Origin of the sequence: Nonomuraea sp. NPDC049714 (assembly GCF_044465295.1) — a bacterium.
Lineage (GTDB): Bacteria > Actinomycetota > Actinomycetes > Streptosporangiales > Streptosporangiaceae > Nonomuraea.
This window is the reverse complement of the sequence record NZ_JBITLM010000001.1, coordinates 1,231,731-1,254,137: the sequence shown is the minus strand read 5'-3', so window position 1 is coordinate 1,254,137 and position 22,407 is coordinate 1,231,731. Positions and strand designations below refer to the sequence as shown.

The window sequence follows — 22,407 nt, the reverse complement described above, 5'->3', positions numbered from 1 at the left end:
CCGGGTCGATCCGGCCGGGGATCGTCACGACGGACGGGCCGTGGCCAGGTCGATCGCCGCGCGCCACCGCTCGTACGCCTCGTCGTCGCGCCCGCCCGGCTCGAAGCGGCGGTCGAGCTGCCAGGTCTTGCGCAACTCGTCGCGCGAGCCCCACACCCCGGCGCCCAGCCCGGCCAGGAACGCCGCGCCCAGCGCCGTGGTCTCCTGGATCAACGGCCGCTCCACGGCCGTGCCGAGCTGGTCGGCCTGGAGCTGCATCAGCAGGTCGTTGGCGCTGGCCCCGCCGTCGGCCTTGAGCACCGGCGGGGTGCCGTCCGTCATCACCTCCACCACGTCCCGCACCTCGAACGCGATCGCCTCCAGGGTGGCCCTGACCAGATGCGCCCTGGTCGTGCCCCGGGTGATCCCGGTGATCAGGCCGCGCGCCCGCGGGTCCCAGTGGGGCGCGCCGAGCCCGGTCAGGGCGGGCACGAACACCACGCCGCCGCTGTCGCGCACGGTGCGCGCCACCGCCTCCGACTCGGCCGCCGTGCCGATCAGGCCGAGCCCGTCACGCAGCCACTGCACCGCGGCCCCGGTCACGAAGATCGACCCCTCCAGCGCGTACGTGCGCTCGCCCGAAGGCGCCTGCCAGGCGACCGTGGTCAGCAGCCCCGCCTGTGAGCGGACGATCTCCGTGCCGGTGTTGGTCAGGATGAACGAGCCCGTCCCGTAGGTGCACTTCACCTCGCCCACGCCGTAGCAGGTCTGCCCGAACAGCGCCGCCTGCTGGTCGCCGGCCACTCCGCTGATGGGCAGGTCCAGCCCGAGGAACGCGGCCGGATCCGTCCGGCCGATCGGGCCGAAGTTGGGCACGATCGACGGCAGCGCCGCCTCCGGCACGCCGAACAGCTCGCACAGCTCCGGCTCCCACGCGCCGGAGCTCAGGCCGTACAGCAGGGTGCGCGCGGCGTTGGACGGGTCGGTGACGTGGCGCGCGCCCGCGGTGAGGCGGGTGATGAGGTAGGAGTCGACGGTGCCGACCACGACCTGGCCCGAGGTGACGCCCTGCCAGGCGCGCGGGTCGTGCGCGGCGATCCAGGCGAGCTTGGAGGCGGTGAAGTACGGGTCCAGGCGCAGGCCGGTCAGCTCGGACACGCGTGGCTCGTGGCCCCGCGAGCGCAGGTCCTCGCAGATCGCGGCGGTGCGGCGGTCCTGCCAGACGATCGCGCGGCGCGGCGCGGCCAGCGTCCGGCGGTCCCACAGCACCGCCGTCTCCCGTTGGTTGGTGATCCCGACGCAGGCCGGGATGGCCGAGGCCGCCGCCAGGGCCGCCGAGCAGGCGCTCAGCGTGGCCTGCCAGATATCCTCGGGATTGTGCTCGACCCAGCCGGGTTCGGGAAAGTGCTGGGCGAATTCCTGATATCCGCGGGCCTCGATCCGGCCGTCCTCGGTCACCACCAATGCGGTGACCCCCGTCGTTCCCGCGTCGATGGCCAACACGCTCACGAAATCGCCTCCAGCACTGGTTTCGGTCGGTACGCTCTGGTTTGGTCTAGACCAGTGCCCGACGGTACGGGCACAATGCGATTCTGGTCGTGAACCCCATCGGGAGGAACCCGTCATGCGTATCGGAGTGCTCACCGGAGGTGGCGATTGCCCCGGTCTCAACGCTGTGATCAGAGCCGTCGTCCGGAAGGGCGTGAGCGTTTACGGCCACGAGTTCGTCGGCTTCCGTGATGGCTGGCGAGGTCCGCTCGAAGGCGAGACGATGCCGCTGGACATCCAGGCCGTACGCGGCATCCTGCCCAGAGGCGGCACCATCCTCGGCTCGTCGCGCACCAACCCCATCAAGATCGAGGGCGGTGTCGACCGGATCAAGGAGAACCTCGCCTCGAGCGGGGTCGACGCGCTGATCGCCATCGGCGGCGAGGACACGCTCGGCGTGGCCCGGCAGCTGTTCGACCGCGGCGTCCAGGTCGTCGGTGTCCCCAAGACCATCGACAACGACCTGTCGGGCACCGACTACACCTTCGGCTTCGACACCGCCGTCAACATCGCCACGGAGGCCATCGACCGGCTGCACACCACCGCCGAGTCCCACCACCGGGCGCTGATCTGCGAGGTCATGGGCAGGCACGCCGGCTGGATCGCCCTGCACGCCGGCATGGCCGGTGGCGCCAACGTCATCCTCATCCCGGAGAAGCCGTTCGACATCGACCGGGTGTGCGAGTACGTCGAGTCGCGCTTCCGCACCCGCTACTCGCCGATCCTCGTCGTGGCCGAGGGCGCGCACCCCATCGAGGGGCAGATGGAGCTGCAGGCGGGCGAGCTCGACGCGTTCGGGCACGTACGTCTCGGCGGCATCGGCGAGATGCTGGCCAAGGAGATCGAGAAGCGCACCGGCAAGGAGGCCCGCACCACCGTGCTCGGCCACATCCAGCGCGGCGGCACCCCCACCGCGTTCGACCGGGTGCTGGCCACCAGGTTCGGGCTGCAGGCGATCGACGCGGTGCACGAGGGAGAGTACGGGACGATGGTCGCGCTGCGCGGCACCGACATCGTCCGGGTCGGCCTCGACGAGGCGACGGCCGAGCTGAAGACCGTGCCGGTGTCGCGTTACGCCGAGGCCGAGGTGTTCTTCGGCTGATTGTAAGCGGCTTGCAAGCGGGCGGCCGTAGCTTGAGGACCAGCGGGGTTACCGCTGAAACCCCCCTCAGGGTACGGCTTGCGCCGCGGAGAGTCGGCGGCCCACCACGCGCCGCAAGCCGTACCTAAGAGATAGCTGGACCGCGGGGCGTGCCGAAGAGATCCACTTCCGGCGCGCCCTCGCCGGTCGCCGGGGCCACGGAGCCGTCCCGGCGCCTCTGGAGGCGGTCGAGGAACTCCCGCTCCCTGCGGAGCTCCCGCTCCGACGGGGAGAGCAGGAGGGCCAGCAGCAGCCCCATGGTGATCATGCTGATCCCGACGATCACCGGCAGCATGAAGTCGATCGGCCTGGCCCCGGTGATCGGCATCGGCTCCTGGTGGACCTCCACCGCCATCGCGTGCATGCCGGTGAAGTGCATCCCGGTCACCGCGACGCCCATGACCAGCGCCGCGCCGCCGATCCGCAGCGCGCCGTGGACCCGCAGGGTGAACCAGAGCGCCGTGGTCGCCGCCGCCACGGCGATGAGCACCGACGCGGCCACGAGCAGCGGGTCGTAGGAGACGTGGGCGGACATGTTCATCGCGGCCATGCCGAGGTAGTGCATGCCGGCCACGCCGAGCCCGGTCAGCGCGCCACCGCCGAACAGGAACCCCGGCCGCTCGCCGCCCTGCCGGACGAGGAACAGGCCGGCGGCGACGACCACGATGGCGATGATCGCCGACCCGACGGTGAGGGGCACGTCGTAGCGGATCGCCGTGCCGTGCACCGCGAATCCCATCATGGCGATGAAGTGCATCGTCCAGATGCCGGTGCCGCCGATCGCGACGGCGGCCCCCGTCAGCCAGTAGCGGCTCTCCTTGGCGCTGACCAGGCGCGCGCGTGACGTGAGGAGCAGGCCGAGCATGGAGCCCACGCTGGAGATGACGTACGCGACGACGGGTGTCAGCAACCCGTAGGCGTAGTGATCAATAGCGGACATGCCTCCCCCTCGATCGCGATGATCGGAGTATGCGGGGCAGGCGGTGGAGAACGCAACCAACCAACTACGGGCGACGACCACGCGTCGGAACCTGCTGGTCAGAGGGCGCGGGATAGCCGGGCTGACGCCCGTACCCGGGGGGCGGCCCGTGAGGCGGCCCGTGAGGCGGCCCGTGAGGCGGCCCGTGAGGCGGCTCGTAGGGCGTGGGAGCGGGCATGACCGGCCCCGGGCGCGGGGCCGGAGCGGGTCGCGAGGGCGGAGCGGGGTAGGCGAACTGCTGCTCCTCGGCGGCCCGCCGGCGCCGCTCCAGGCGGGCGACCAGCTCGGCGTCCTCGCTCAGCTCCCGCTCGGACGGCGACAGGATGACCATGAGCAGCATGGTGAGCGTGATGAGGCTGATCACCGTCATCAGCGGCACCAGGAAGTCGAGCGCGTCGGCGCCGCCCACGTCCCCCGGCTGCGTCGTCGGCGTGACGATCAGCGCGAACATGCCGGTGTAGTGCATGCCGGCCACGGCCAGGCCCATGACCATGGCCGCCGCGGTGATCCAGACAGGGCTCTTGACCCGGAGGGTGAACCACAGGGCGACGGTCGCGGCGACCACCGCGATGACCACGGACGCGATCACCAGGGTGCGGTCGTAGGAGATGTGCGCGGACATGTTCATGGCGTACATGCCGAGGTAGTGCATGCTGGCCACGCCGAGCCCGGTCAGCACGCCGCCGCCGAGCAGCGGGAGCAGCCGGCCCCGGCCGTAGGAGACGAGGAACAGGCCGGTGCCGACGACCACGATGGCGACGATCACCGAGGCGACGGTCAGCGGGACGTCGTACTTGATCTGGGTGCCCTCGACCTCGAAGCCCATCATGGCGATGAAGTGCATGACCCAGATGCCGGTGCCACCGATGGAGACCGCCGCCCCGAGCAGCCAGCGGATCCGCGCGCCGCCTCGTGAGGCATGGGCCTGCGCGGTGAGCCGCAGCCCGAGCATCGAGCCCACGCAGGACATCACGTAGGCGAGGACCGGGGTGAGCAGACCGTGGGTGAAATGGTCAACAGCCGACATTCAGTAGATTCCTTGCATTAGGGGTCTCCGGATTCTTCCAGGGGACCTGTCCCTTACGCATGGATACCTCGACTATCTGTCAATCTGAGTGTCGGGAATGTGAGAAGTGCTCATGGCTGCTCGGGGCATCGAACGGACGCCGGAGCCGGACTAAACTCGATGCACCGAAGCGTTGGTACCAGCGGCGCATTCCCCATCTTCCCGGAGGTTCCACCATGACGATGTCCGCCCTGGGCGAGCCATGCGTTCTGCTCAAGCTGGGCGAGATCGTCCTGAAGGGCAAGAACCGCGAAGTCTTCGAACGCCGCCTCATCAGCAACATCCGCGACGCGCTCCGGGAGCTCGGCATCAAGCTCGACGTGCGTAAGCGGCACGGCGTCATCGCGATCTTCCTGCCCGAGGGCGCCACCGCCGAGCAGGCGCAGACCGTGGCCGAGCGCGTCGCCGACGTGCCCGGACTGGTCTGGATCCACCCCGCCTGGCGGGTCGCCAAGGACCCCGAAGCCGTGCTCAAGGCCGGCCTGGAGCTCGTGGGCGAGCGCGAGGAGGTCAAGCGCAAGCAGTCGTTCGCGGTCCGCTCCCGCCGCCGCGACAAGCGCTTCCCGCTGCGCTCCAACGAGCTCGACCGGCTCGTCGGCGGCGCCATCAACGACGAGTACGGCCTGCCCGTCGACCTGAAGAACCCGGCGCTGACCCTGTCCATCGAGGTCGACCGGGACGAGGTGTTCGTCTTCACCGGCGGCCTGCCCGGCCAGGGCGGCCTGCCCGTCGGCAGCAGCGGCCGGGCGCTGGTGCTCATGTCCGGCGGCATCGACTCACCGGTCGCGGCCTACCGCATGATGCGGCGCGGCCTGCACGTCGACTTCCTGCACTTCTCCGGCATCCCGTTCAGCACCTCCGAGTCCATCTACAAGGCCTACGCGCTGGTCCGAAAGCTCGACCGGTTCCAGGGCGGCTCGCGCCTGTGGGTGGTGCCGTTCGGCAAGGCCCAGCAGTCCATCCGCAACTCCGGCCAGGACCGGCTGGCGGTCATCACCCAGCGGCGGCTGATGCTGAAGACGGCCGAGGAGGTCGCCCACCGCATCCGCGCCACGGCGCTCGTCACCGGCGACGCGCTCGGCCAGGTCTCCTCGCAGACCCTGACCAACATCACCGCCCAGGACCACGCGGTCGAGCTGCCGATCCTGCGCCCGCTGGTGGGCTGGGACAAGACCGAGATCATGGCCGAGGCCCGGCGCATCGACACTCTGGCGATCTCCGAGCTGCCCGACGAGGACTGCTGCAGCCTGCTCGCCCCCAAGCGCGCCGAGACCCGGGCCAAGATCGCGGACCTCAAGCAGATCGAGAAGCGGCTGGACGCCGAGGAACTCGCCGTCCAGCTCGCCGACTCGATCCAGGAGTACACCCTCTAGCCGGGGGCGCCGGCTAGCTGAAGGCCGGTGCGGCCGACTTGCCGAGCATCGCCGGGAAGTCCCGCATGACCTGCGCCAGCTCGCCCAGGTCGGTGTCCACCAGGGCCTGCGGGCCGTCGCAGAGCGCCTGCTCCGGGTGCGGATGCACGTCGATGATGACGCCGTCCGCGCCCACCGCGATGGCCGCCCGGGTCAGCGGCAGCACCAGGTCACGGCGGCCGCCCGAGTGTGACGGGTCCACGATCACCGGCAGGTGCGACAGGCGCTGCGCCACCGGGACGGCGGACACGTCGAGGGTGTTGCGGGTGGCGGTCTCGAACGTCCTGATGCCCCGCTCGCACAGCACCACGTCGAGGTTGCCGCGCTGCGCGATGTACTCGGCCGCCATCAGCCACTCCTCGATGGTGGCGTTCATGCCGCGCTTGAGCATGACCGGCCGGCCCGCCGCCCCGACGGCCTGCAGCAGCGCGAAGTTCTGCGCGTTGCGGGTGCCCACCTGCAGCATGTCGGCGTAGGAGGCGACCAGCTCCACGTCGTTGGCGTCGACCACCTCCGTCACGATCGGCAGGCCGGTCTCCTCGCGCACGTCGGCCAGGATCCGCAGCCCGCGCTCGCCCAGCCCCTGGAACGCGTACGGCGACGTGCGCGGCTTGTAGGCGCCGCCGCGCAGCAGCGTCGCACCCGCCGCCTGCGCCATCCGTGCCGCCAGGAGCGTCTGCTCGGGCGTCTCCACCGCACACGGCCCCGCGATCAGCGTCACCGTCTGCGGGCCGATCGGCACCCCGCCCACATGCACGGTGGAGCGCTCGGGATGATTCTCCCGGCTGACCAGCTTGTACGGGGTCGACACCCGCATCACGTCGCGCACCCCCGGCATGCCACGCAGGCTCGCCGGGTCGAGCTGCGTCACGTCGCCCACCAGGCCGATGATCGTCCGCTTGACGCCCTTGCTCACGAACGCCTCCACTCCCGCCGTCCGCACGACGCCGACGATCGAGACCACGTCGTCGCCGGTCGCTTCGGGGCCCATCACGATGACCATGTCTTCTCCTTTGGAGAGCTCTCGGAAAACCCTGGAAAAAACCCTTGGAAAACGCAGAAGGCCCCGGGTCCGTTCGGACCCGGGGCCTTCTGTTCGCCTGTCTGCTAGCGCAGCGTCAGGTGGCGAACGGTCCGACCAACAGGTCCGTCGCCATACCAAAACACGAACGCGGTGCGCATAGTGCGCCAATAGTAGCGCACCCCAACCCGCTGGCGAACCGGCCTCGGCCCGGTGGCAGGATGGTCAAGACCGCGAGACCCGTGAGGAGAGTGATCGTGGCGGAGTCACGCCTGCCTCCAGGCCAGTACGTCCCCCGCGGCCTACCCGTGGTCCACTACGGCAGGGTCCCCTCGTTCAAGCCGGACACCTGGGACTTCCGCGTGTTCGGGGCCACCGCCTCGGGCCGGGAGCACGGTTTCGGCTGGGACGAGTTCGAGCGCCTGCCCCGGACGAGCGTCACCGCGGACTTCCACTGCGTCACCAAGTTCTCGATGATGGGCCTGGAGTGGCGCGGCGTCACCCCGGCCACCATCCTGGAGGCGGTCCCGCCCGCCGTCGGCGTGCGGCACGTGATGATCTGGGCCGAGTACGGCTACAGCGCCAACCTCAGGTCGTCCGACTTCACCGCCCCCGGCACGCTGCTGGCCACCGACCTCGGCGACGAGCCGCTCACCGCCGAGCACGGCGCCCCGGTGCGGCTCATCGTGCCCCACCTGTACGCGTGGAAGAGCGTCAAGTGGGTGCGCGCCATCGAGTATCTGGTCGACGACCGCCGCGGGTTCTGGGAGGAGCGCGGCTACCACAACGTCGCCGACCCCTGGCGCGAGCAGCGCTACTCCTACCAGGAAGAACCAGGGGAGGGCCCGGCCTAGGAGGACGCCGGAGGGCAACGCAGAGTTTCCGCCCGGACACACCGCGTCGTTGGCTACGGTTGCCCGCATGCTGACCACCGTGTGCGTGGCGCTCGCCTGCCTGGCCTTCGCCCTGGGCTACACGCTCGGCCGGGTCGCGCGGCGCCGCACCCGGCTCGACTGCCGCTGGAACGACCAGGCGACCTTCGCCACGCTGCATCTCGCCGCGATGGCCGCCCCCGCGCTCCGCACCGGGCTCACCCGTGACTCCGCCCGCAAGGCCGTACGCCATCTGCACGCCCTGCTCGGCACCTACGCCGTCGCGATCACCTCCACCGACACGGCGCTCGCCTGGGACGGCCCCTGCGCCGACGAGGTCCTCGGCTACGCCCGCACCACGCTCGCCTCCGGACGCGCGCAGGTGTTCGCCGGCGAGCCGTACGGCGCGGTCGTGGTGCCGCTGACCGTCGACGGCACGATCGTCGGCGCGCTGGCGGTCTTCGACGAGGAGCTGAGCGCGGGTCTGGTGCGGACCGTCACCGAGGTCGGCCGCTGGGTGTCGGGCCAGCTGGAGCTGGCCGAGCTCGACTCCTCGCGGCGGCGCGCGCTCGAGGCGGAGATGAGGGCGCTGCGCGCCCAGATCTCTCCGCACTTCGTCTACAACGCGCTGACCACGATCGCGTCGTTCGTCCGCACCGACCCGAAGCGCGCCCGCGAGCTGCTGCTGGACTTCGCCGACTTCGCCCGTTACGCGCTGTCCAAGGCGCACGACTTCACCACCCTCGCCGACGAGCTGACCTGCGTCGACCGCTATCTGCTGCTGGAGCGGGCCAGGTTCGGCGACAAGCTGCGCTTCAGCCTGCAGGTGGCCCCCGAGGTGCTGCCGGTGCCGGTGCCGTTCCTGTGCCTGCAACCCCTGGTAGAGAACGCCATCAAGCACGGCATGCGAGGCCGCGGCGGCATCGGTGAGGTCCGCGTGGTGGCACGCGACGCGGGCCCGGAGGCGCACATCACCGTCGAGGACGACGGCACCGGCATGGACCCCGAGCGGGCCAGGCGGGTGCTCGACGACGACCCCACCCGCGAGGGCAGCGGCATCGGCCTGGCCAACGTGGATCTGCGCATGCGCCAGATCTACGGCGATGGCTACGGGCTGGTGGTGGAGACGGCCCTGGGCGCGGGCACCAGGGTGCGGCTCCGGGTGCCCAAGGCACAACTCGGCTCTATGTGACCGAATCTTTACTCAGAGTGGCGGGAGGGGTTGTGACCTTTGACTTCATACGGCAGCGTAGGGGTCATGCTACGTGTGCTGGCCGTGGACGACGAGGAGCCCGCGCTGGAGGAGCTGGCCTACCTGCTGCGCCAGGACCGCCGGGTCGAGCACGTGATCACCGCCTGCGACGGCGTCGCGGCGTTGCAGGACATGGTGCAGATGATGGGCGGCGGAGAGCGGCTCGACGCGATCTTCCTCGACATCAGGATGCCCGGCCTGGACGGCCTCGACCTGGCCAGGCTCGTCGGCGGGTTCCCCAGCCCGCCGAAACTGGTCTTCGTCACCGCCCACGACCGGTGCGCGGTGCAGGCCTTCGACCTCGAAGCCGTCGACTACCTCCTGAAGCCGGTCAGGGCGGAGCGGCTGGCGGAGGCGGTGCGCCGGCTGGAGGTGGCCGCCGCCCCCGCCGTGGAGCCCGGCCAGGACGACGTGATCCCGGTCGAGCTCGGCGGCCGCACCAGGTTCGTGCCGCAGCAGGCGGTCCGTTTCGCCGAGGCCAAGGGCGACTACGTGCGCCTGCACACCGACGACGGCAGCTATCTGGTGCGCATGTCGCTGGCGGCGCTGGAGCGGCGCTGGGCGGAGGCGGGCTTCATCCGGGTGCACCGCAGCACACTCGTCTCCACCCGCCACGTCAGCGAGCTCAGGTTCGAGGGCGGCCGGGTCACGGTCACCGTCGGCAGCGAGGTCCTGCAGGTCAGCAGGAGACACAGCCGCCAGGTGCGCGAGCAGCTCGTCCGCCAGCACAGAGGAGTGATCTCGTGACCGCTCGCCGGGTGCCGGTGACCCGCCGCCAGGGGGTGGCCGGCCGCCTGAGCGGTCCCTTCACCCCCGAGGGCGAGGCCCCCGACGTGGCCGAGCTCGTCTCCCGGCAGTTACGCCAGGCGCTGGCCACCATCGCCGCCGCGCTCACCTCGCTCGCCGGGCTGCCCGCCGCCGCGCTCTGGCTGCGCGCCCCCGACGCCTGGGTGGCGATGACCTTGGCGGTGCAGCCCGCCCTCGTGGCGCTGGCCGTACACCATCTCAAGCGCGCGGAGCGACTCGAACGATGACCGTCGCGGTGCTGACCTGGACCGCCTTCATCGTGCTGCTGGGCATCTCCGTGAGCGCCGCGCGCCCGCGCCGCTACACCGCCCCCGCCCAGCTGCACGCCGCCCGCCGGGCGGTGCGGCCGTGGCGTAACGGGGCGGCGATCAGCTCCGAGTTCACCTCGGCCGCCGTGTGCCTGGGGCTGGCCGGGCTGAGCACCGCGAGCGGCGTGTGGCATCCGGCGGGCGTCGCAGGCGGGTTCGTCCTCGTCCTCGCCCTCGTCGTCGCGCCGCTGCGCCGCTCGCGCACCTACACGCTGCCGGACTTCGCCGAGTGGCGGCTCGGGTCGGTGCCGCTGCGGTGCCTCACCACGGCGCTCTCGCTGGTCATCGGGATGGCGTTCCTGGTCGCCCAGCTGCACGCGGCGGGGGTGGTGATGCGGCTGCTGACCGGGCTGCCCGCCTGGGCCGGGTGGGCGGCGCTGGCCTCGGCCGGGGTCGCCATCGCCCTGGCCGGGGGGACGGGCAGCGTGACGAGCGTGCAGGCGTCGCAGTACTGGCTGAAACTGGTGATCTTCCTCGGCGTCGGGGTGGTGCTGTGGGCGGTCTGGTGGCACGACCAGCCGTCCGGCGACGTCGCCGCCTTCGTCACGGGGCTGCCGGGCGGGCTCTGGGACGGCGCCGTCGGATCGTACGGCGCCGTCGGGTCGTCGTACGGCGCCGGAGGGGCTTCGGGCGGGTCCCCGGGCGGCTACGACGGGATGGCGGGACTGGTGCCGGGAGCGCTCATGGTCCTTCTGGCGTGCGCGCTGGGTACGATGGGCCTGCCGCACGTGATCGTCCGGCTTCACGTCAGCCTGGACGGCCACGAGGCCAGGCGCTCCATCGTGGCGGCGCAGGCGACGCTGGCGCTGTTCTGCGTGGTGCCGCCGCTCTACGGCGTGCTGAGCACCGTCCAGCAGCCCGTCCAGCAGCCCGTCCAGCCCTTCCAGTCGCCCGTCCAATCGCTCATCGGATCGCCCGTTCAGCCGAAGGGCGACGTCATGGACGAGATCATGCTGCTGCTGCCGGCCAGGATGCTGCCCGGGTCGGCCGGCGAGCTGCTGACCGGGCTGCTGGCCGCCGGCGCGTTCGTCGCCTTCCTGGCCACCGCGTGCGGGGTGTTGAGCGCGGTCGGGGGCGCCATCTCGTCCTGTGTCTCGCGGGCCACCGGAGTCAGCGTCTTCCGCGGCGCCGTGCTGGCCGTGGCGGTCACCGCGCTGGGCCTCACCACGGCCACGGACCCCGGCGGCTCGATGCCGCTCATGATGCTCGGTTTCAGCCTGTCGGCGGCCACCTTCTGCCCGCTGCTGCTGCTCGGCATCTGGTGGCGGCGGCTCACCGACGCCGGCGTGCTGGCCGGGGCGCTGGCGGGCGGAGGGGTGACCGCCGCGCTCGTGGTGTGCGAACAGGCGGGCGTGAACATGGGCGTGCCGACTTCCCACCCCGCGTCGGTGGCGGTGCCTCTCGCGTTCGCCGTGATGGTGGTGATGTCCCTGGTCACGCCGGGTCGGGTGCCCGGGGGAGTGGGCCGGATGATGGCCAGAATGCATCTGCCGGAGCCTTCTGAGGGCGCCGGAGGCGACCGCTCGTCGCCCGGCGATGACCGCTCACCGTCCGGGCGCGTCCCGCATATCGATGACTACTGACCGTTTGGCGAGGCGGCGGTCAACGGGGTGTCGTGCGGAAGGCCGCAACCGTAGTGTTTCGGCATCGGAGCCACTCCGGCGCAGCAGGAGGGGAGCCGCAAGGCTCTCGCCGAACGCGCTGGATCCATGGTGGCCACACTGGCCGCCACGGCTGTCGGGCCCTCGACCGGGGGGTTGGGCCCGCTGCCGACCACGTGAAGGGGCGCCCGCCGTGGCCGGGGATCGGACCGCGATCCGGCCAAACGGGGGCGGTCGGACCGCGAGCGCGGGCGCCCCTGTCACGCCTGGCCCGCCCGGCGGATCAGCCGTCGCGCAACCGCTTCAACGTCTCGATGTCCGCACGGTGCTCGTCGGCCTTGCCAGGGGTCTCGATGCAGATCGGCACGCCCGCCACGGCGGGGTGGCGCATCAGCTCCGCGAACGGCTCGGCGCCGATCCGGCCGGCGCCGATGTTCTCGTGGCGGTCCTTCTTGGAGCCGCAGGCGTCCTTGGAGTCGTTGGCGTGGATGAGCTTGAGCCGTCCGGGCGCGATCTTGTGGAGCAGGTCGAACGTCTCCTGGACGCCGCCCTCGGCCGTCAGGTCGTGCCCGGCCGAGAAGGCGTGGCAGGTGTCGAGGCAGACGCCCGCGCGGGGATGCCACTCCAGGGCGTCAAGATAGGGCTCCAGGTCCTGCACGGTGGCGCAGAGCATCGCGCCCTGGCCCGCCATCGGCTCTAGCAGCAGGTCGGGCCCGTCGTCCGGGATCTCGTCGAGCAGCGGCAGCAGGTGCTCGCGCAACTGGCGCAGCGCGTCGTCGCGGGACTGGGACACCGCCGAGCCCGTGTGCACCACGACTCCCTTGGCCCCGATGTCGGCGCCGCGCCCCAGGGTGTGGCGGACGAGCGCGACCGAGCCGGCCAGCGTCTCGGGGGTGGGGGAGCCGAAGTTGGCGAGGTAGGGGACGTGGACGAAGGTGTCGACGCCCGCCTCGCGCAGCTGGGCGTCCTGCTCGGGCTTGCCGGGGGTGAGCGCCCAGCCGCGCGGGTTGGTGACGAACACCTGGATCATCTCGGCGCCGATGTCGGCCATGTAGGCGAGACCGCCCTTGGCCAGGCCGCCGGTGACGAAGACGTGTCCGCCGATGAGAGATCTTGAGGTCATGGTGCCACCCAGTCTAGGCCCATCGCCGGCACTCCCGCGCAGGTCAGGCAAGGTCCTGAGGGATATCTAATGACAGAATTTGAAATCTGTCATCTGATAGGCCATACTTCACGGTATGAGAACTCTGGGAAAGAACGGGCCGCAGGTCGGCGCTCTCGGCCTGGGCTGCATGGGCATGTCCGACCTCTACGGACCGGCGGACGAGGGCGAGGGGATCGCGACCATTCGCGCCGCGCTCGACGCGGGGGTCCATCTCCTGGACACCGGCGACTTCTACGGGATGGGACACAACGAGCTCCTCATCCGCCAGGCGCTCGACGGCCGGGACCGCGACGGGGTGCGGATCAGCGTCAAGTTCGGGGCGCAGCGCGACTACGACGGCGACTGGCTCGGCTACGACGGCCGTCCGGCCGCCGTCAAGACCGCACTCGCCTACACCCTGCGCCGCCTCGGCACCGACTACGTCGACGTCTACCGCCCGTCCAGGGTGGACCCCCAGGTGCCCATCGAGGAGACCGTGGGCGCCATCGCCGAAGAAGTGCAGAAGGGACACGTACGGCACATCGGGCTGTCGGAGGTCGGAGCCGAGACGATCAGGCGCGCGCACGCCGTGCACCCGATCGCCGACCTGCAGATCGAATACTCCCTGCTGTCGCGGGGGATCGAGGACGACATCCTGCCCACCTGCCGTGAGCTCGGCATCGGCATCACCGCGTACGGCGTGCTGTCGCGCGGGCTGCTGAGCGGGCACTGGGCCAAGGACCGCACGCTCTCACCGGGTGACTTCCGCGCCCATGGCCCGCGATTCTCCGGCGACAACCTGGCGCGCAACCTCGACCTGACCGAGGCGCTGCGCGAGATCGCCGACGCCAAGGGCGTGACCGTGGCGCAGCTGGCCATCGCCTGGGTCCTCGGGCGGGGGGACGACATCGTCCCGCTGGTCGGCGCCCGGCGCCGGGACCGGCTCGCCGAGGCGCTGGGGGCGCTCGACGTGACGCTGACCGCCGAGGAAGCCGGGCGCATCGAGGCTGCCGTGCCCGCCGACGCGGCCGCCGGGGAGCGCTATCCGGTCCCCATGCTGGCGCACCTCGACAGTGAGCGCTGACAGACTTGGGCATATGACCGATGGCAGCTTGACCCGTGACCAGATCCTCAGCGCGGCGGTGGAGGTTCTGCGCCGGTACGGGCCCGCCAAGGCCACGGTGGTGGACGTGGCGCGGGCGCTGAAGGTGAGCCACGGGAGCGTCTATCGGCATTTTTCGAGCAAGGCGGCGCTGCGGGAAGCGGTGATGAAGGGCTGGCTGCGCGAGTCGCACAGCCTGCTCGACGCCGTGATGGCCGGCGACGGGCCCGCCGACGTCCGGCTGCGGGACTGGCTGGCCACGCTGTTCGCGGCCAAGCGGAAGAAGGCCCTGGACGACGCGGAGCTGTTCGCGATGTACATGGCGCTCATCGGGGACGCCAGTGAGGCGGTCGAGCAGCACGTGGCCGACCTCGTGGGGCAGCTTCGCGAGATCATCTCCGACGGGGTGGCCCGCGGTGAGTTCGCCACCCCCGACCCGGCCGCGGCGGCGCGTGCGGTGTTCGACGCCTCGCTCCGGTTCCACTCTCCCGTCCACTCGGCGGACTGGGGGCGGCCGGAGATCGACGACGAGTTCGACGCGCTCTGCGCCCTCGTCCTGGACGGCCTCCGCTCCCGCTGACCTGCCTGGCTGGGCCGGTTGCCGCCGGCCGTTGGAGCATGACACGAAAAGTCTTGACCAAGCCCTCCCGCAGTTGGGAGCTCTGGCGGGTGGACCGGGCACCACCCGCGTGTGTCTACTCGTGTCATGCCCAACACGCCTCCCGGCCTCGCCGCCTTCAACGCCCTCGGGCCGGACGACGCGGAGAAGGAGCTGCTCTCCTGCTGCGCCAGCCGTGCCTTCGCCACGGAGGTGGCCGCCCGCCGCCCGTTCCGGGACCCGGACGCGCTGGCCGGCGCGGCCGGCGCGGCGGTGCGCGAGCTGACCTGGCCCCAGGTGCTGGAGGCGCTGGCGGCGCATCCGAGGATCGGGGAGCGGGCGCGCGGCGGCTCCCGGGAGTCGGCCTGGTCCGCGCGGGAGCAATCAGGCGTCGAGGAGGAGCTGCGCGCCGCCCTGGCGGAGGGGAACCGGGCCTACGAGCGCCGCTTCGGCCACGTCTACCTCGTCTGCGCCACCGGCCTGACCGGCGGCGAGATGCTCCGGCGGCTGCGCGAGAGACTGGCCGCCGACGAGGAGAGCGAGCGGCGCACGGTCCGCGAGGAGCTGGCGAAGATCGCCCGGCTGCGCGTCGGCAAGCTGGTGGAGGAGGCCGGGTGAGCTTCTCCACGCATGTGCTGGACGCGGTCACGGGCCGGCCCGCCGCCGGGATGCGCGTACGGCTGGAGCACGAGGGCCGGGTGGTCGCCGAAGGGCGCACGGACGGCGACGGCCGCCTCAAGGGCTGGGAGCCGGACGCGGGGGTGCACCGGGTCGTCTTCGACACCGGCGGCTACCTGCCGGACACCTTCTATCCCGAGGTCGTCATCACCTTCACCGTGACCGACCCCGGCGACCACTATCACGTGCCGCTGCTGCTCAGCCCGTACGCCTACTCCACCTACCGAGGGAGTTAGATGTCGATCGTTCTCGGACCCAACCGCTACGGCAAGGCGGAGACCAGGCTGGTGCGGGTCGTCAGGGACGGCGACCGCCACCACATCAAGGACGTCAACGTCAGCTCCAGCCTGTCCGGCGACATGGAGGCCGCGCACCTGACCGGCGACAACGCCGCCGTGCTGCCGACCGACACGCAGAAGAACACCGTGTACGCCTTCGCCAAGAAGCACGGCGTGGACCAGATCGAGGACTTCGCGCTGCTGCTGGCCGGGCACTTCGTCGAGGAGCACCCGACCATCCGGCACGCCAGGGTGGAGATCGAGGAGTACGGCTGGGACCGCCGGGGCGACCACTCCTTCGTCCGCCACGGCGGCGAGGTGCGCACCTGCGTGGTCCACCACGACGCCGACGGCCGCAGCACCGTGGTGTCGGGGCTGACGGACCTGGTGGTGCTGAACTCGACCGGCTCGGAGTTCCACGGCTTCCTCGCCGACGAGTACACCACCCTCCAGCCCACCAACGACCGCGTCCTGGCCACCGCGGTGACCGCCCGCTGGCGGCACACGGGCGGCGGGCGGGACTACCGGGCCTCCTACGACGCCGTACGCGAATGCCTGCTCCAGGCGTTCGCCGACACGCACAGCCTGTCCCTCCAGCAGACCCTGTACGCCATGGGCGAGCGCGCGCTGACCAGCCGCGCCGAGATCTGCGAGGTCAGGCTGGCGATGCCGAACAAGCACCACTTCCCCGTGGACCTGTCGCCCTACGGGCTGGCCAACGAGAACGAGGTCTTCTTCGCCGCCGACCGGCCCTACGGCCTGATCGAGGGCAGTGTGCTGCGGGAGGACGCCCCTGATGCCGGATTCGCCTGGGAGTGAAGCGATGGACTTCTTGCGGCCCACGACATGGGCGGAGGCGCTGGCCGCCAAGGCGGACCAGCCGGAGGCGGTGCCCCTCCAGGGCGGCACCGACGTGATGGTGGAGATCAACTTCGCCGTACGGCGCCCGGTGGCGCTGCTGGACCTCACCCGGGTGGCCGAGCTGGCGACCTGGTCGGTGCAGGACGGGCGCTACCGGGTGGGCGCGGCGGTGCCGTACAGCACGATCATCAGTGAGCTCGGCGGCCCGCTGCCGGGACTGGCGCAGGCGTCGCGGACGGTCGGCTCGCCGCAGATCCGCAACCGCGGATCCGTCGGCGGGAACCTCGGCGCGGCCTCGCCCGCCGGCGACAGCCACCCGCCGCTGCTCGCCGCCGACGCGGTGATCGAGGCAGAGTCGCTGGCCGAGGGCGTCCGGCTGATCCCGGCGGCGGAGTTCTACCTCGGCGTCAAGCGCAACGCGCTGCGCCCCGACGAGCTGATCAGGGCCTTCCACGTCCGGGCGGCGGGCGGCCCGCAGTACTTCTCCAAGGTCGGCACCCGCAACGCGATGGTGATCGCGGTCTGCTCGTTCGCCGTCGCGCTGTGGCCCGGGGAGAGGCGGGTCGGCACCGGGCTCGGCTCGGCCGCGCCCACTCCGCGCAGGGCGCTGAAGGCGGAGGAGCTCCTGGCCGGCGAGCTCGACTGGGACGCGCCGCTCGACCCGGCGCTGCTGCGGCGCTTCGGCGAGCTGGCCGCGCTGGCCGCCTCGCCGATCGACGACGTGCGCGGCACCGCCGACTACCGCAGGCACGCCATCGACGTGATGGCCCGCCGCACCCTCACCTGGGCGTGGCACGACCATCTGGGAAGGAGGGCCGCCTGATGCGCGTCACGTTCACCGTCAACGGCCGCGAGGAGACCGCCGAGGACGTGTGGGAGGGCGAGAGCCTGCTGTACGTCCTGCGTGAGCGGCTCGGTCTGCCCGGCTCCAAGAACGCCTGTGAGCAGGGCGAGTGCGGCTCCTGCACGGTCTACCTGGACGGCGCGCCGGTCTGCGCCTGCCTGGTCGCCGCGGGACAGGCCGACGGCCGCCGGGTGCGGACCGTCGAAGGGCTGGCCGAGGGGGACCGGCTCGATCCGCTGCAGGAGGCGTTCGTGGAGTGCGGCGCGGTGCAGTGCGGCTTCTGCACCCCCGGCCTCATCGTGCAGGCCCACGACCTGCTCGAACGCGTCGCCCAGCCCTCGGACGCGGAGATCCGCGAGGCCCTCGCGGGCAACCTGTGCCGGTGCACCGGCTACGAGAAGATCCTCGACGCCGTGCGGCTGGCGGCCACGCGGAAGTCTGCGCCCAGGTGACCGGCACCCTGATCGAGAACGTCCACATCGCCCCCGTCACAGGGCCGGAGATCGCCTCCGGATACATCCGCGTCGAGGGGGACCGGATCGCCGAGCTCGGCCCCATGGCGCGGTCCCCTGAGGCGCCCGGGGCGACCCGGATCGACGCGACCGGCTGCCTGGCCACACCCGGCCTGATCAACACCCACCACCACCTCTACCAGTGGGCGACCCAGGGGCTCGCCCAGGACGCCACCCTGTTCGAGTGGCTGGTCACCCTGTACGAGGTGTGGGCCGCCATGGACGCCGACGTCGTCAAGGGCGCCGCGTCGGCGGGCCTCGGCTATCTGGCGCTGTCGGGCTGCACCACCTCCAGCGACCACCACTACGTCTTCCCCAAGGGCCGGGGCGACCTGTTCGCCGCCGAGATCGAGGCCGCCCGCGAGCTGGGCATCCGCTTCCACCCCGCGCGCGGTTCGATGGATCGCGGTCAGTCGGCGGGCGGGCTGCCGCCGGACGTCGTCGTGGAGGAGCTCGACGAGATCCTCGCCGCCACGGCCGAGGCCGTCGACACCTACCACGACCCCTCCTTCTCCTCCATGCTGCGCGTCGCGGTCGCGCCCTGCTCGCCGTTCTCGGTGAGCGCGGAGCTGATGACCGAGGCCGCCAGGCTCGCCAGGGACAAGGGCGTACGCCTGCACACCCACCTGGCCGAGACCCTGGACGAGGAGGAGCACTGCCTGGAGCAGTTCGGCATGCGCCCGGTCGACTACATGGACAAGCTCGGCTGGCTCGGCCAGGACGTGTGGTTCGCGCACGCGGTGCACCTGAGCGACGCCGACATCGCCAAGTTCGCCGCCACCGGCACCGGCTCGGCGCACTGCCCCTCCTCCAACGGGCGCCTGGGGGCCGGGATCGCGCGGGTGTCGGAGATGCTGCGGCGCGGCGCGAACGTCGGGCTCGGCGTCGACGGCAGCGCCTCATCCGAGCTGACCACGATGGCGGGGGAGATGCGGCAGGCCCTGCTCTTCCAGCGCGCCAGGTACGGGCCGAAGGCGCTGTCGGCCAGGCAGGCGCTGGAGCTGGCCACGCTCGGCGGCGCACGCAACCTCGGCCGCCGGCACGAGCTCGGCTCGCTGGAGCCGGGCAAGCTGGCCGACCTCGCGCTGTGGCGGGTGGACGGCCCGTTCACGGCGGCCGTCGACGACCCCGTCTGCGCGCTGGTCTTCGGGCCGCAGCCGCCGCTGGCCCGGCTGCTGGTGGGCGGGCGGACAGTGGTGGAGGACGGCGAACTGCGCACCGTCGCGCACGACGCCGCTGGGCGGGCGGGCGCCGAGGCCCACCGCCGCCTGACGCGCCTGGCCGCCGACCGCTAGACCCCGCCGACCGCTGGATCCCGCTGGTGGCTGCTCAGACCCGCTTGCGCTCACGGTAGGAGCGCACCTTGGCGATGCTGCCGCAGCCGCGCCCGTACGGGCTGCCGGCGGTCATCGCGCACCACCGGCGGCCCCCGTTGCGGCTGTGGTCGTAGAAGACCCACTTGCAGTCCGGGCACGCCTTGAGCCGGGCCCACTGCCCCGCCCGGATCGCCTCGGCCGCCAGCGCCAGGATGTGCCCGATCGGGCCGGCGGTCTCCGGGCGCAGGGCCAGCGGGGGCGCGTCCGGGTCCGCGGGGATCTGCGCCCGGAGCGGATGGCGGCGCAGCCAGCCGTCGAGCTCGACGGGCCGCTCCAGGCCGAGCGAGCGCCGGAGCGCCTCCCGGAGCCTCATGAGCTCGCCCGGGTCGCCCGGGTCGCCCGGGTCGCCCGGGTCGCCCGGGTCGCCCGGGTCGCCCGGGTCGCCCGGGTCGCCCGGGTCGCCCGGGTCGCCCGGGTCACCTGGGTCGCCTGGGTCGAGCGGGTCCGGCGGCACACCGGGCAGCTCCGCCCGCCAGCGTGCGGGATCGGCGACCAGCTCCGGCAGCCGGTCCTCCGGTACGCGCGTGTCGTTGGGCACCAGCCAGGTGTTGATGAACGCCCTGACCTGCTCCAGCCCGCCCGGGGCGGCTTTCTCGTCCACGTCACCACTGTACCGGTTAGCTGGTAACTGTTACCGTCTAAAGTTATGACCGGTAAACAGTACGCGGTGGTACTGCGCTCGCCGGGAATCGGCGGGTGGTTCGCCGTCCTGATCTGCCAGCGCTTCCCCGTGGCCATGGCGCCCCTGGCCTTGGTGTTCCTGGGGCACGCGGTCACCGGCTCCTACGCCGTCGGCGCGCTGCTCGGCGGCGGCCACGCGCTGGCCGAGGCGGCCGCGGCGGGGCCGCTCGGCAGGCGCTTCGACGTCAGGCCCGCTCCCCGGGAGACGGCGTCGGTGCTCGGTGTGGAGGCCGCCGCCTTCGCGGCGCTCGCCGCGTTCGCGCCCGTGCTGCCGGTCGCGGGCCTGTTCGCCCTGGCCGCCGTCGGCGGCGCGATCTCGTCGGGCGCACACGGCGGGCTGCGCGCCCTCCTCGTCCGGGTGGTGCCCGCAGAGCGGCGGATTCCGGCCCTCAGCCTGGAGTCGACGGCCAGCACCACCGTGTGGGCGATCGCGCCGGCGCTGGTGGCCGTGCTCGCCGTGCTCGACGCCCGGCTGCCCGTGCTCGCCATGGCCCTGCTGGCGGGCGGGGGCGCGCTCGCCGGGCTGCGGCTGCGTGACCCGGGGCCGCCTCCCGTCACGGCGCGGGCCGGGCTCTGGCGGCTGGGCTGGCCCGCCATGGTCTACGACGGGGCGGTCATGTTCGGGTTCGGGGCGGTCACCCTGGCGCTGCCCGTGCTGCTGACCGGCTTCGGCGCCCGCGCCGACCTGGCGGGGCCGGTGCTGACGGCCTGCACGCTCGCCGGCATCGCCGGCGCCCTGGCCTACGGCGCCCGAGCCTGGAAGGGCTCACCGCTCGCCCACGCCATGCTGCTGGCGACCGGCATCGCCCTGGCGATCGGATCCGCCGCGCTCGTGCCCTCGCCCGGCCCGGCCGTCGCCCTGCTCGCGCTGGCCGGCCTCTGCCTGACCCCCGCGCTCACCGCCAGGGCCGTCGCCCTTCAGGACCGGCTGCCGCGCTCGCAGTGGGCGGCGGGCTTCTCCGGCATGTACGCGGCGGGCGGTCTCGGCTACGGTGCCGCCGGGGTCGCCGTGGCCTGGCTGCTGGAGCGGACGGGCGCACAGGCCGCGATCGGCCTGTGCGCGCTGGCCGGCGCCGTGCTGGCGCTGGGCTCGTCGGCCCTGGAGGTCAGGTCGACAGCTCGCGTTCCAGCGGAGTACGGAAGCGGGGGGTGACCTTGACCCCGCCGAGCCACGCGGCCAGCCCGGCCACCTCCGCCTCGATCGCCGCCCTGGCGTCCGCGCCCACGTCCGTCAGCGGCCGCCAGACGATCTCACCGTCGGCGCGCTGTGCCCAGCCGCCCACCACCTCGCCGTTCCACCACACGGTCGGTCCCACGTTGCCGGTGCGGTCGAACAGCTCGGCCCGGTGCGCCCGCGGCAGATACCAGTCGCGGGCCTGCCAGCCCATCGGCGTCGGGTCGAGCGCGGGCAGCAGCGACGCCCACGGCTCCGGCTCGTCGTCCAGGTCGTCCAGGTCGTCCGGCAGGACGAGGCCGGTGCCCTCCGCCAGCTCGACCTCGACCGCGCCGGTGGCGGCCAGTGCCTGGCGCACCTGGCCCAGCGTCCAGCCGGTCCACCACTGGAGATCGGCCTCCGTACCCGGCCCGAACGCCGTCAGCCACCGCCGCACCAGCTCCGCCCGCGCCGCGTCCGCCGCCGGCTCGGCCATCACGGGGCTGACCCCCCACCGGTGCATGCCGCTGATCCACGTGCCGGCCGGGCGGCCCCGCCGCACCAGCCTGCCCTCCATGGCCATCACGTTCAGCAGGCGGCCGGCCACGCTCTGCGTCGCCTCGTAGGGCTTGCCCACCGCCACCTTGTACTGCTCGCGCAGGCGCGGCTCCAGCTCGCCCAGCTCGTTCGCCGTCGCCTCGCCCACCTCGGCCAGCGCGCGCAGCACCGAGGCGGCCACGTCGTCCAGCCAGGCTTCGTCCCTGCCGTTGTCGGCCAGCAGCTTCACCAGCGATCTGCGTTCCCGAACCGCGATCGCCCGGGTCGAGGACTGCTGCACGACGGGCACCAGGTCCGCCGGGACCACGAACATCGTGCGCCGCATGCCGGTCATCCGGGTCAGCGTGCGCTCCTCGTACAGCGCCCGCTCGACCGGCTCGGGGCCGGGCGCGGTCAGCCGCGCGCCCGCCGACAGGAACACGGTGGCGGGGTCGGTGGCGTGTAACGCCACGACCGCCCGCACCGCCTCCTCGACGCTCGCCGCCTTGCGCGCCAGCCGGTGCCGCATGCCCAGCCGGGCGCGCCGCTGCGCGGTGGAGATACGCACGAGAACCCCTCCTTATGATCCCGTACGGCTCTGGTACGGCTCGGGTACGGCGAAGCCTAGACGAAGTGGGCCGTGGGCGGTTCGGGGCG

General features: G+C 72.3%; 23 protein-coding genes. 16 read left to right on the top strand and 7 right to left on the bottom strand.

The window, feature by feature from the left end:
• Window positions 1-24: 24 nt before the first annotated feature.
• Window positions 25-1,488, bottom strand: a complete 1,464-nt coding sequence (locus ACIBQX_RS06005; protein WP_397001082.1) for an FGGY family carbohydrate kinase — start codon at window positions 1,486-1,488, stop codon at window positions 25-27.
• Between the two features lie 115 nt (window positions 1,489-1,603).
• Here ACIBQX_RS06005 and ACIBQX_RS06000 point away from each other — a divergent pair, with 115 nt between their 5' ends.
• On the top strand, window positions 1,604-2,629 hold the full coding sequence (locus ACIBQX_RS06000) for a 6-phosphofructokinase (RefSeq protein ID WP_397001080.1): 1,026 nt from the start codon (window positions 1,604-1,606) through the stop codon (window positions 2,627-2,629).
• A 124-nt stretch (window positions 2,630-2,753) separates the two neighbouring features.
• Here ACIBQX_RS06000 and ACIBQX_RS05995 read toward each other — a convergent pair whose 3' ends face one another.
• Window positions 2,754-3,608, bottom strand: coding sequence for an MHYT domain-containing protein (locus ACIBQX_RS05995; protein WP_397001078.1), 855 nt, complete (start codon window positions 3,606-3,608; stop codon window positions 2,754-2,756).
• A 64-nt stretch (window positions 3,609-3,672) separates the two neighbouring features.
• Window positions 3,673-4,674, bottom strand: coding sequence for an MHYT domain-containing protein (locus ACIBQX_RS05990; RefSeq protein WP_397001076.1), 1,002 nt, complete (start codon window positions 4,672-4,674; stop codon window positions 3,673-3,675).
• 215 nt (window positions 4,675-4,889) lie between these two features.
• On the opposite strand from ACIBQX_RS05990, the gene thiI reads away from it, so the two are divergent.
• Window positions 4,890-6,086 (top strand): tRNA uracil 4-sulfurtransferase ThiI, encoded by a 1,197-nt coding sequence (thiI, locus tag ACIBQX_RS05985; protein WP_397001074.1) that lies wholly within the window; start codon window positions 4,890-4,892, stop codon window positions 6,084-6,086.
• Window positions 6,087-6,099: 13 nt separating this feature from the next.
• Here thiI and aroF read toward each other — a convergent pair whose 3' ends face one another.
• Complete coding sequence (aroF, locus tag ACIBQX_RS05980) at window positions 6,100-7,128, bottom strand: 3-deoxy-7-phosphoheptulonate synthase (RefSeq protein WP_397001072.1); 1,029 nt, start codon at window positions 7,126-7,128, stop codon at window positions 6,100-6,102.
• 275 nt (window positions 7,129-7,403) lie between these two features.
• Here aroF and ACIBQX_RS05975 point away from each other — a divergent pair, with 275 nt between their 5' ends.
• From ACIBQX_RS05975 to ACIBQX_RS05955, 5 genes are all read left to right on the top strand, one after another.
• A complete protein-coding gene (locus ACIBQX_RS05975) occupies window positions 7,404-8,000 on the top strand; it encodes a molybdopterin-dependent oxidoreductase (protein ID WP_397001071.1) in 597 nt (198 codons plus the stop codon).
• Between the two features lie 67 nt (window positions 8,001-8,067).
• The gene (locus tag ACIBQX_RS05970) at window positions 8,068-9,210 is read left to right on the top strand and encodes a sensor histidine kinase (RefSeq protein ID WP_397001069.1); all 1,143 of its coding nucleotides are present in this window, start codon (window positions 8,068-8,070) and stop codon (window positions 9,208-9,210) included.
• A gap of 66 nt (window positions 9,211-9,276) precedes the next feature.
• Window positions 9,277-10,017, top strand: coding sequence for a LytR/AlgR family response regulator transcription factor (locus ACIBQX_RS05965; protein WP_397001067.1), 741 nt, complete (start codon window positions 9,277-9,279; stop codon window positions 10,015-10,017).
• The gene (locus tag ACIBQX_RS05960) at window positions 10,014-10,304 is read left to right on the top strand and encodes a hypothetical protein (protein WP_397001065.1); all 291 of its coding nucleotides are present in this window, start codon (window positions 10,014-10,016) and stop codon (window positions 10,302-10,304) included. Before ACIBQX_RS05965 ends, ACIBQX_RS05960 begins: the two co-directional genes overlap by 4 nt.
• The gene (locus ACIBQX_RS05955) at window positions 10,301-11,968 is read left to right on the top strand and encodes a hypothetical protein (RefSeq protein WP_397001063.1); all 1,668 of its coding nucleotides are present in this window, start codon (window positions 10,301-10,303) and stop codon (window positions 11,966-11,968) included. The genes ACIBQX_RS05960 and ACIBQX_RS05955 overlap by 4 nt, the downstream gene beginning before the upstream one ends.
• A gap of 301 nt (window positions 11,969-12,269) precedes the next feature.
• Here ACIBQX_RS05955 and ACIBQX_RS05950 read toward each other — a convergent pair whose 3' ends face one another.
• Window positions 12,270-13,109 (bottom strand): deoxyribonuclease IV, encoded by an 840-nt coding sequence (locus ACIBQX_RS05950; RefSeq protein ID WP_397001061.1) that lies wholly within the window; start codon window positions 13,107-13,109, stop codon window positions 12,270-12,272.
• A 115-nt stretch (window positions 13,110-13,224) separates the two neighbouring features.
• Between ACIBQX_RS05950 and ACIBQX_RS05945 the strand changes: the two genes are divergently transcribed.
• From ACIBQX_RS05945 to ACIBQX_RS05910, 8 genes are all read left to right on the top strand, one after another.
• The gene (locus ACIBQX_RS05945) at window positions 13,225-14,214 is read left to right on the top strand and encodes an aldo/keto reductase (RefSeq protein WP_397001059.1); all 990 of its coding nucleotides are present in this window, start codon (window positions 13,225-13,227) and stop codon (window positions 14,212-14,214) included.
• 13 nt (window positions 14,215-14,227) lie between these two features.
• Window positions 14,228-14,812, top strand: a complete 585-nt coding sequence (locus ACIBQX_RS05940; protein WP_397001057.1) for a TetR family transcriptional regulator — start codon at window positions 14,228-14,230, stop codon at window positions 14,810-14,812.
• 126 nt (window positions 14,813-14,938) lie between these two features.
• Window positions 14,939-15,448 (top strand): 2-oxo-4-hydroxy-4-carboxy-5-ureidoimidazoline decarboxylase, encoded by a 510-nt coding sequence (uraD, locus tag ACIBQX_RS05935; protein ID WP_397001055.1) that lies wholly within the window; start codon window positions 14,939-14,941, stop codon window positions 15,446-15,448.
• A complete protein-coding gene (uraH, locus tag ACIBQX_RS05930) occupies window positions 15,445-15,744 on the top strand; it encodes a hydroxyisourate hydrolase (RefSeq protein WP_397001053.1) in 300 nt (99 codons plus the stop codon). The genes uraD and uraH overlap by 4 nt, the downstream gene beginning before the upstream one ends.
• Window positions 15,745-16,605: a factor-independent urate hydroxylase gene (gene pucL, locus ACIBQX_RS05925; protein WP_397001051.1), complete on the top strand. Its 861-nt coding sequence runs from the start codon at window positions 15,745-15,747 to the stop codon at window positions 16,603-16,605.
• Between the two features lie 4 nt (window positions 16,606-16,609).
• The gene (locus ACIBQX_RS05920) at window positions 16,610-17,470 is read left to right on the top strand and encodes an FAD binding domain-containing protein (RefSeq protein ID WP_397001049.1); all 861 of its coding nucleotides are present in this window, start codon (window positions 16,610-16,612) and stop codon (window positions 17,468-17,470) included.
• Window positions 17,470-17,943, top strand: a complete 474-nt coding sequence (locus ACIBQX_RS05915) for a (2Fe-2S)-binding protein (protein ID WP_397001047.1) — start codon at window positions 17,470-17,472, stop codon at window positions 17,941-17,943. The genes ACIBQX_RS05920 and ACIBQX_RS05915 overlap by 1 nt, the downstream gene beginning before the upstream one ends.
• Entirely contained in the window at window positions 17,940-19,298 is a 1,359-nt protein-coding gene (locus ACIBQX_RS05910; protein WP_397001045.1) for an 8-oxoguanine deaminase, read from the top strand. The genes ACIBQX_RS05915 and ACIBQX_RS05910 overlap by 4 nt, the downstream gene beginning before the upstream one ends.
• Window positions 19,299-19,332: 34 nt before the next feature.
• On the opposite strand, the gene ACIBQX_RS05905 is transcribed toward ACIBQX_RS05910, so the two are convergent.
• Window positions 19,333-19,980, bottom strand: coding sequence for a CGNR zinc finger domain-containing protein (locus tag ACIBQX_RS05905; protein ID WP_397001043.1), 648 nt, complete (start codon window positions 19,978-19,980; stop codon window positions 19,333-19,335).
• A gap of 45 nt (window positions 19,981-20,025) precedes the next feature.
• On the opposite strand from ACIBQX_RS05905, the gene ACIBQX_RS05900 reads away from it, so the two are divergent.
• Complete coding sequence (locus ACIBQX_RS05900) at window positions 20,026-21,213, top strand: hypothetical protein (RefSeq protein WP_397001041.1); 1,188 nt, start codon at window positions 20,026-20,028, stop codon at window positions 21,211-21,213.
• Here ACIBQX_RS05900 and ACIBQX_RS05895 read toward each other — a convergent pair.
• Window positions 21,167-22,318 (bottom strand): winged helix DNA-binding domain-containing protein, encoded by a 1,152-nt coding sequence (locus ACIBQX_RS05895; protein WP_397001039.1) that lies wholly within the window; start codon window positions 22,316-22,318, stop codon window positions 21,167-21,169. The genes ACIBQX_RS05900 and ACIBQX_RS05895 overlap by 47 nt on opposite strands.
• Window positions 22,319-22,407 lie beyond the last annotated feature (89 nt).

Coding starts and splice junctions, on each gene's coding strand:
- ACIBQX_RS06000 (WP_397001080.1), top strand. CDS start 1,604: ATGCGTATCGGAGTGCTCACCGGAGGTGGCGATTGCCCCGGTCTCAAC.
- ACIBQX_RS05995 (WP_397001078.1), bottom strand. CDS start 3,608: ATGTCCGCTATTGATCACTACGCCTACGGGTTGCTGACACCCGTCGTC.
- ACIBQX_RS05990 (WP_397001076.1), bottom strand. CDS start 4,674: ATGTCGGCTGTTGACCATTTCACCCACGGTCTGCTCACCCCGGTCCTC.
- thiI (WP_397001074.1), top strand. CDS start 4,890: ATGACGATGTCCGCCCTGGGCGAGCCATGCGTTCTGCTCAAGCTGGGC.
- aroF (WP_397001072.1), bottom strand. CDS start 7,128: ATGGTCATCGTGATGGGCCCCGAAGCGACCGGCGACGACGTGGTCTCG.
- ACIBQX_RS05970 (WP_397001069.1), top strand. CDS start 8,068: ATGCTGACCACCGTGTGCGTGGCGCTCGCCTGCCTGGCCTTCGCCCTG.
- ACIBQX_RS05965 (WP_397001067.1), top strand. CDS start 9,277: ATGCTACGTGTGCTGGCCGTGGACGACGAGGAGCCCGCGCTGGAGGAG.
- ACIBQX_RS05955 (WP_397001063.1), top strand. CDS start 10,301: ATGACCGTCGCGGTGCTGACCTGGACCGCCTTCATCGTGCTGCTGGGC.
- ACIBQX_RS05950 (WP_397001061.1), bottom strand. CDS start 13,109: ATGACCTCAAGATCTCTCATCGGCGGACACGTCTTCGTCACCGGCGGC.
- ACIBQX_RS05945 (WP_397001059.1), top strand. CDS start 13,225: ATGAGAACTCTGGGAAAGAACGGGCCGCAGGTCGGCGCTCTCGGCCTG.
- ACIBQX_RS05940 (WP_397001057.1), top strand. CDS start 14,228: ATGACCGATGGCAGCTTGACCCGTGACCAGATCCTCAGCGCGGCGGTG.
- uraD (WP_397001055.1), top strand. CDS start 14,939: ATGCCCAACACGCCTCCCGGCCTCGCCGCCTTCAACGCCCTCGGGCCG.
- pucL (WP_397001051.1), top strand. CDS start 15,745: ATGTCGATCGTTCTCGGACCCAACCGCTACGGCAAGGCGGAGACCAGG.
- ACIBQX_RS05920 (WP_397001049.1), top strand. CDS start 16,610: ATGGACTTCTTGCGGCCCACGACATGGGCGGAGGCGCTGGCCGCCAAG.
- ACIBQX_RS05915 (WP_397001047.1), top strand. CDS start 17,470: ATGCGCGTCACGTTCACCGTCAACGGCCGCGAGGAGACCGCCGAGGAC.
- ACIBQX_RS05900 (WP_397001041.1), top strand. CDS start 20,026: ATGACCGGTAAACAGTACGCGGTGGTACTGCGCTCGCCGGGAATCGGC.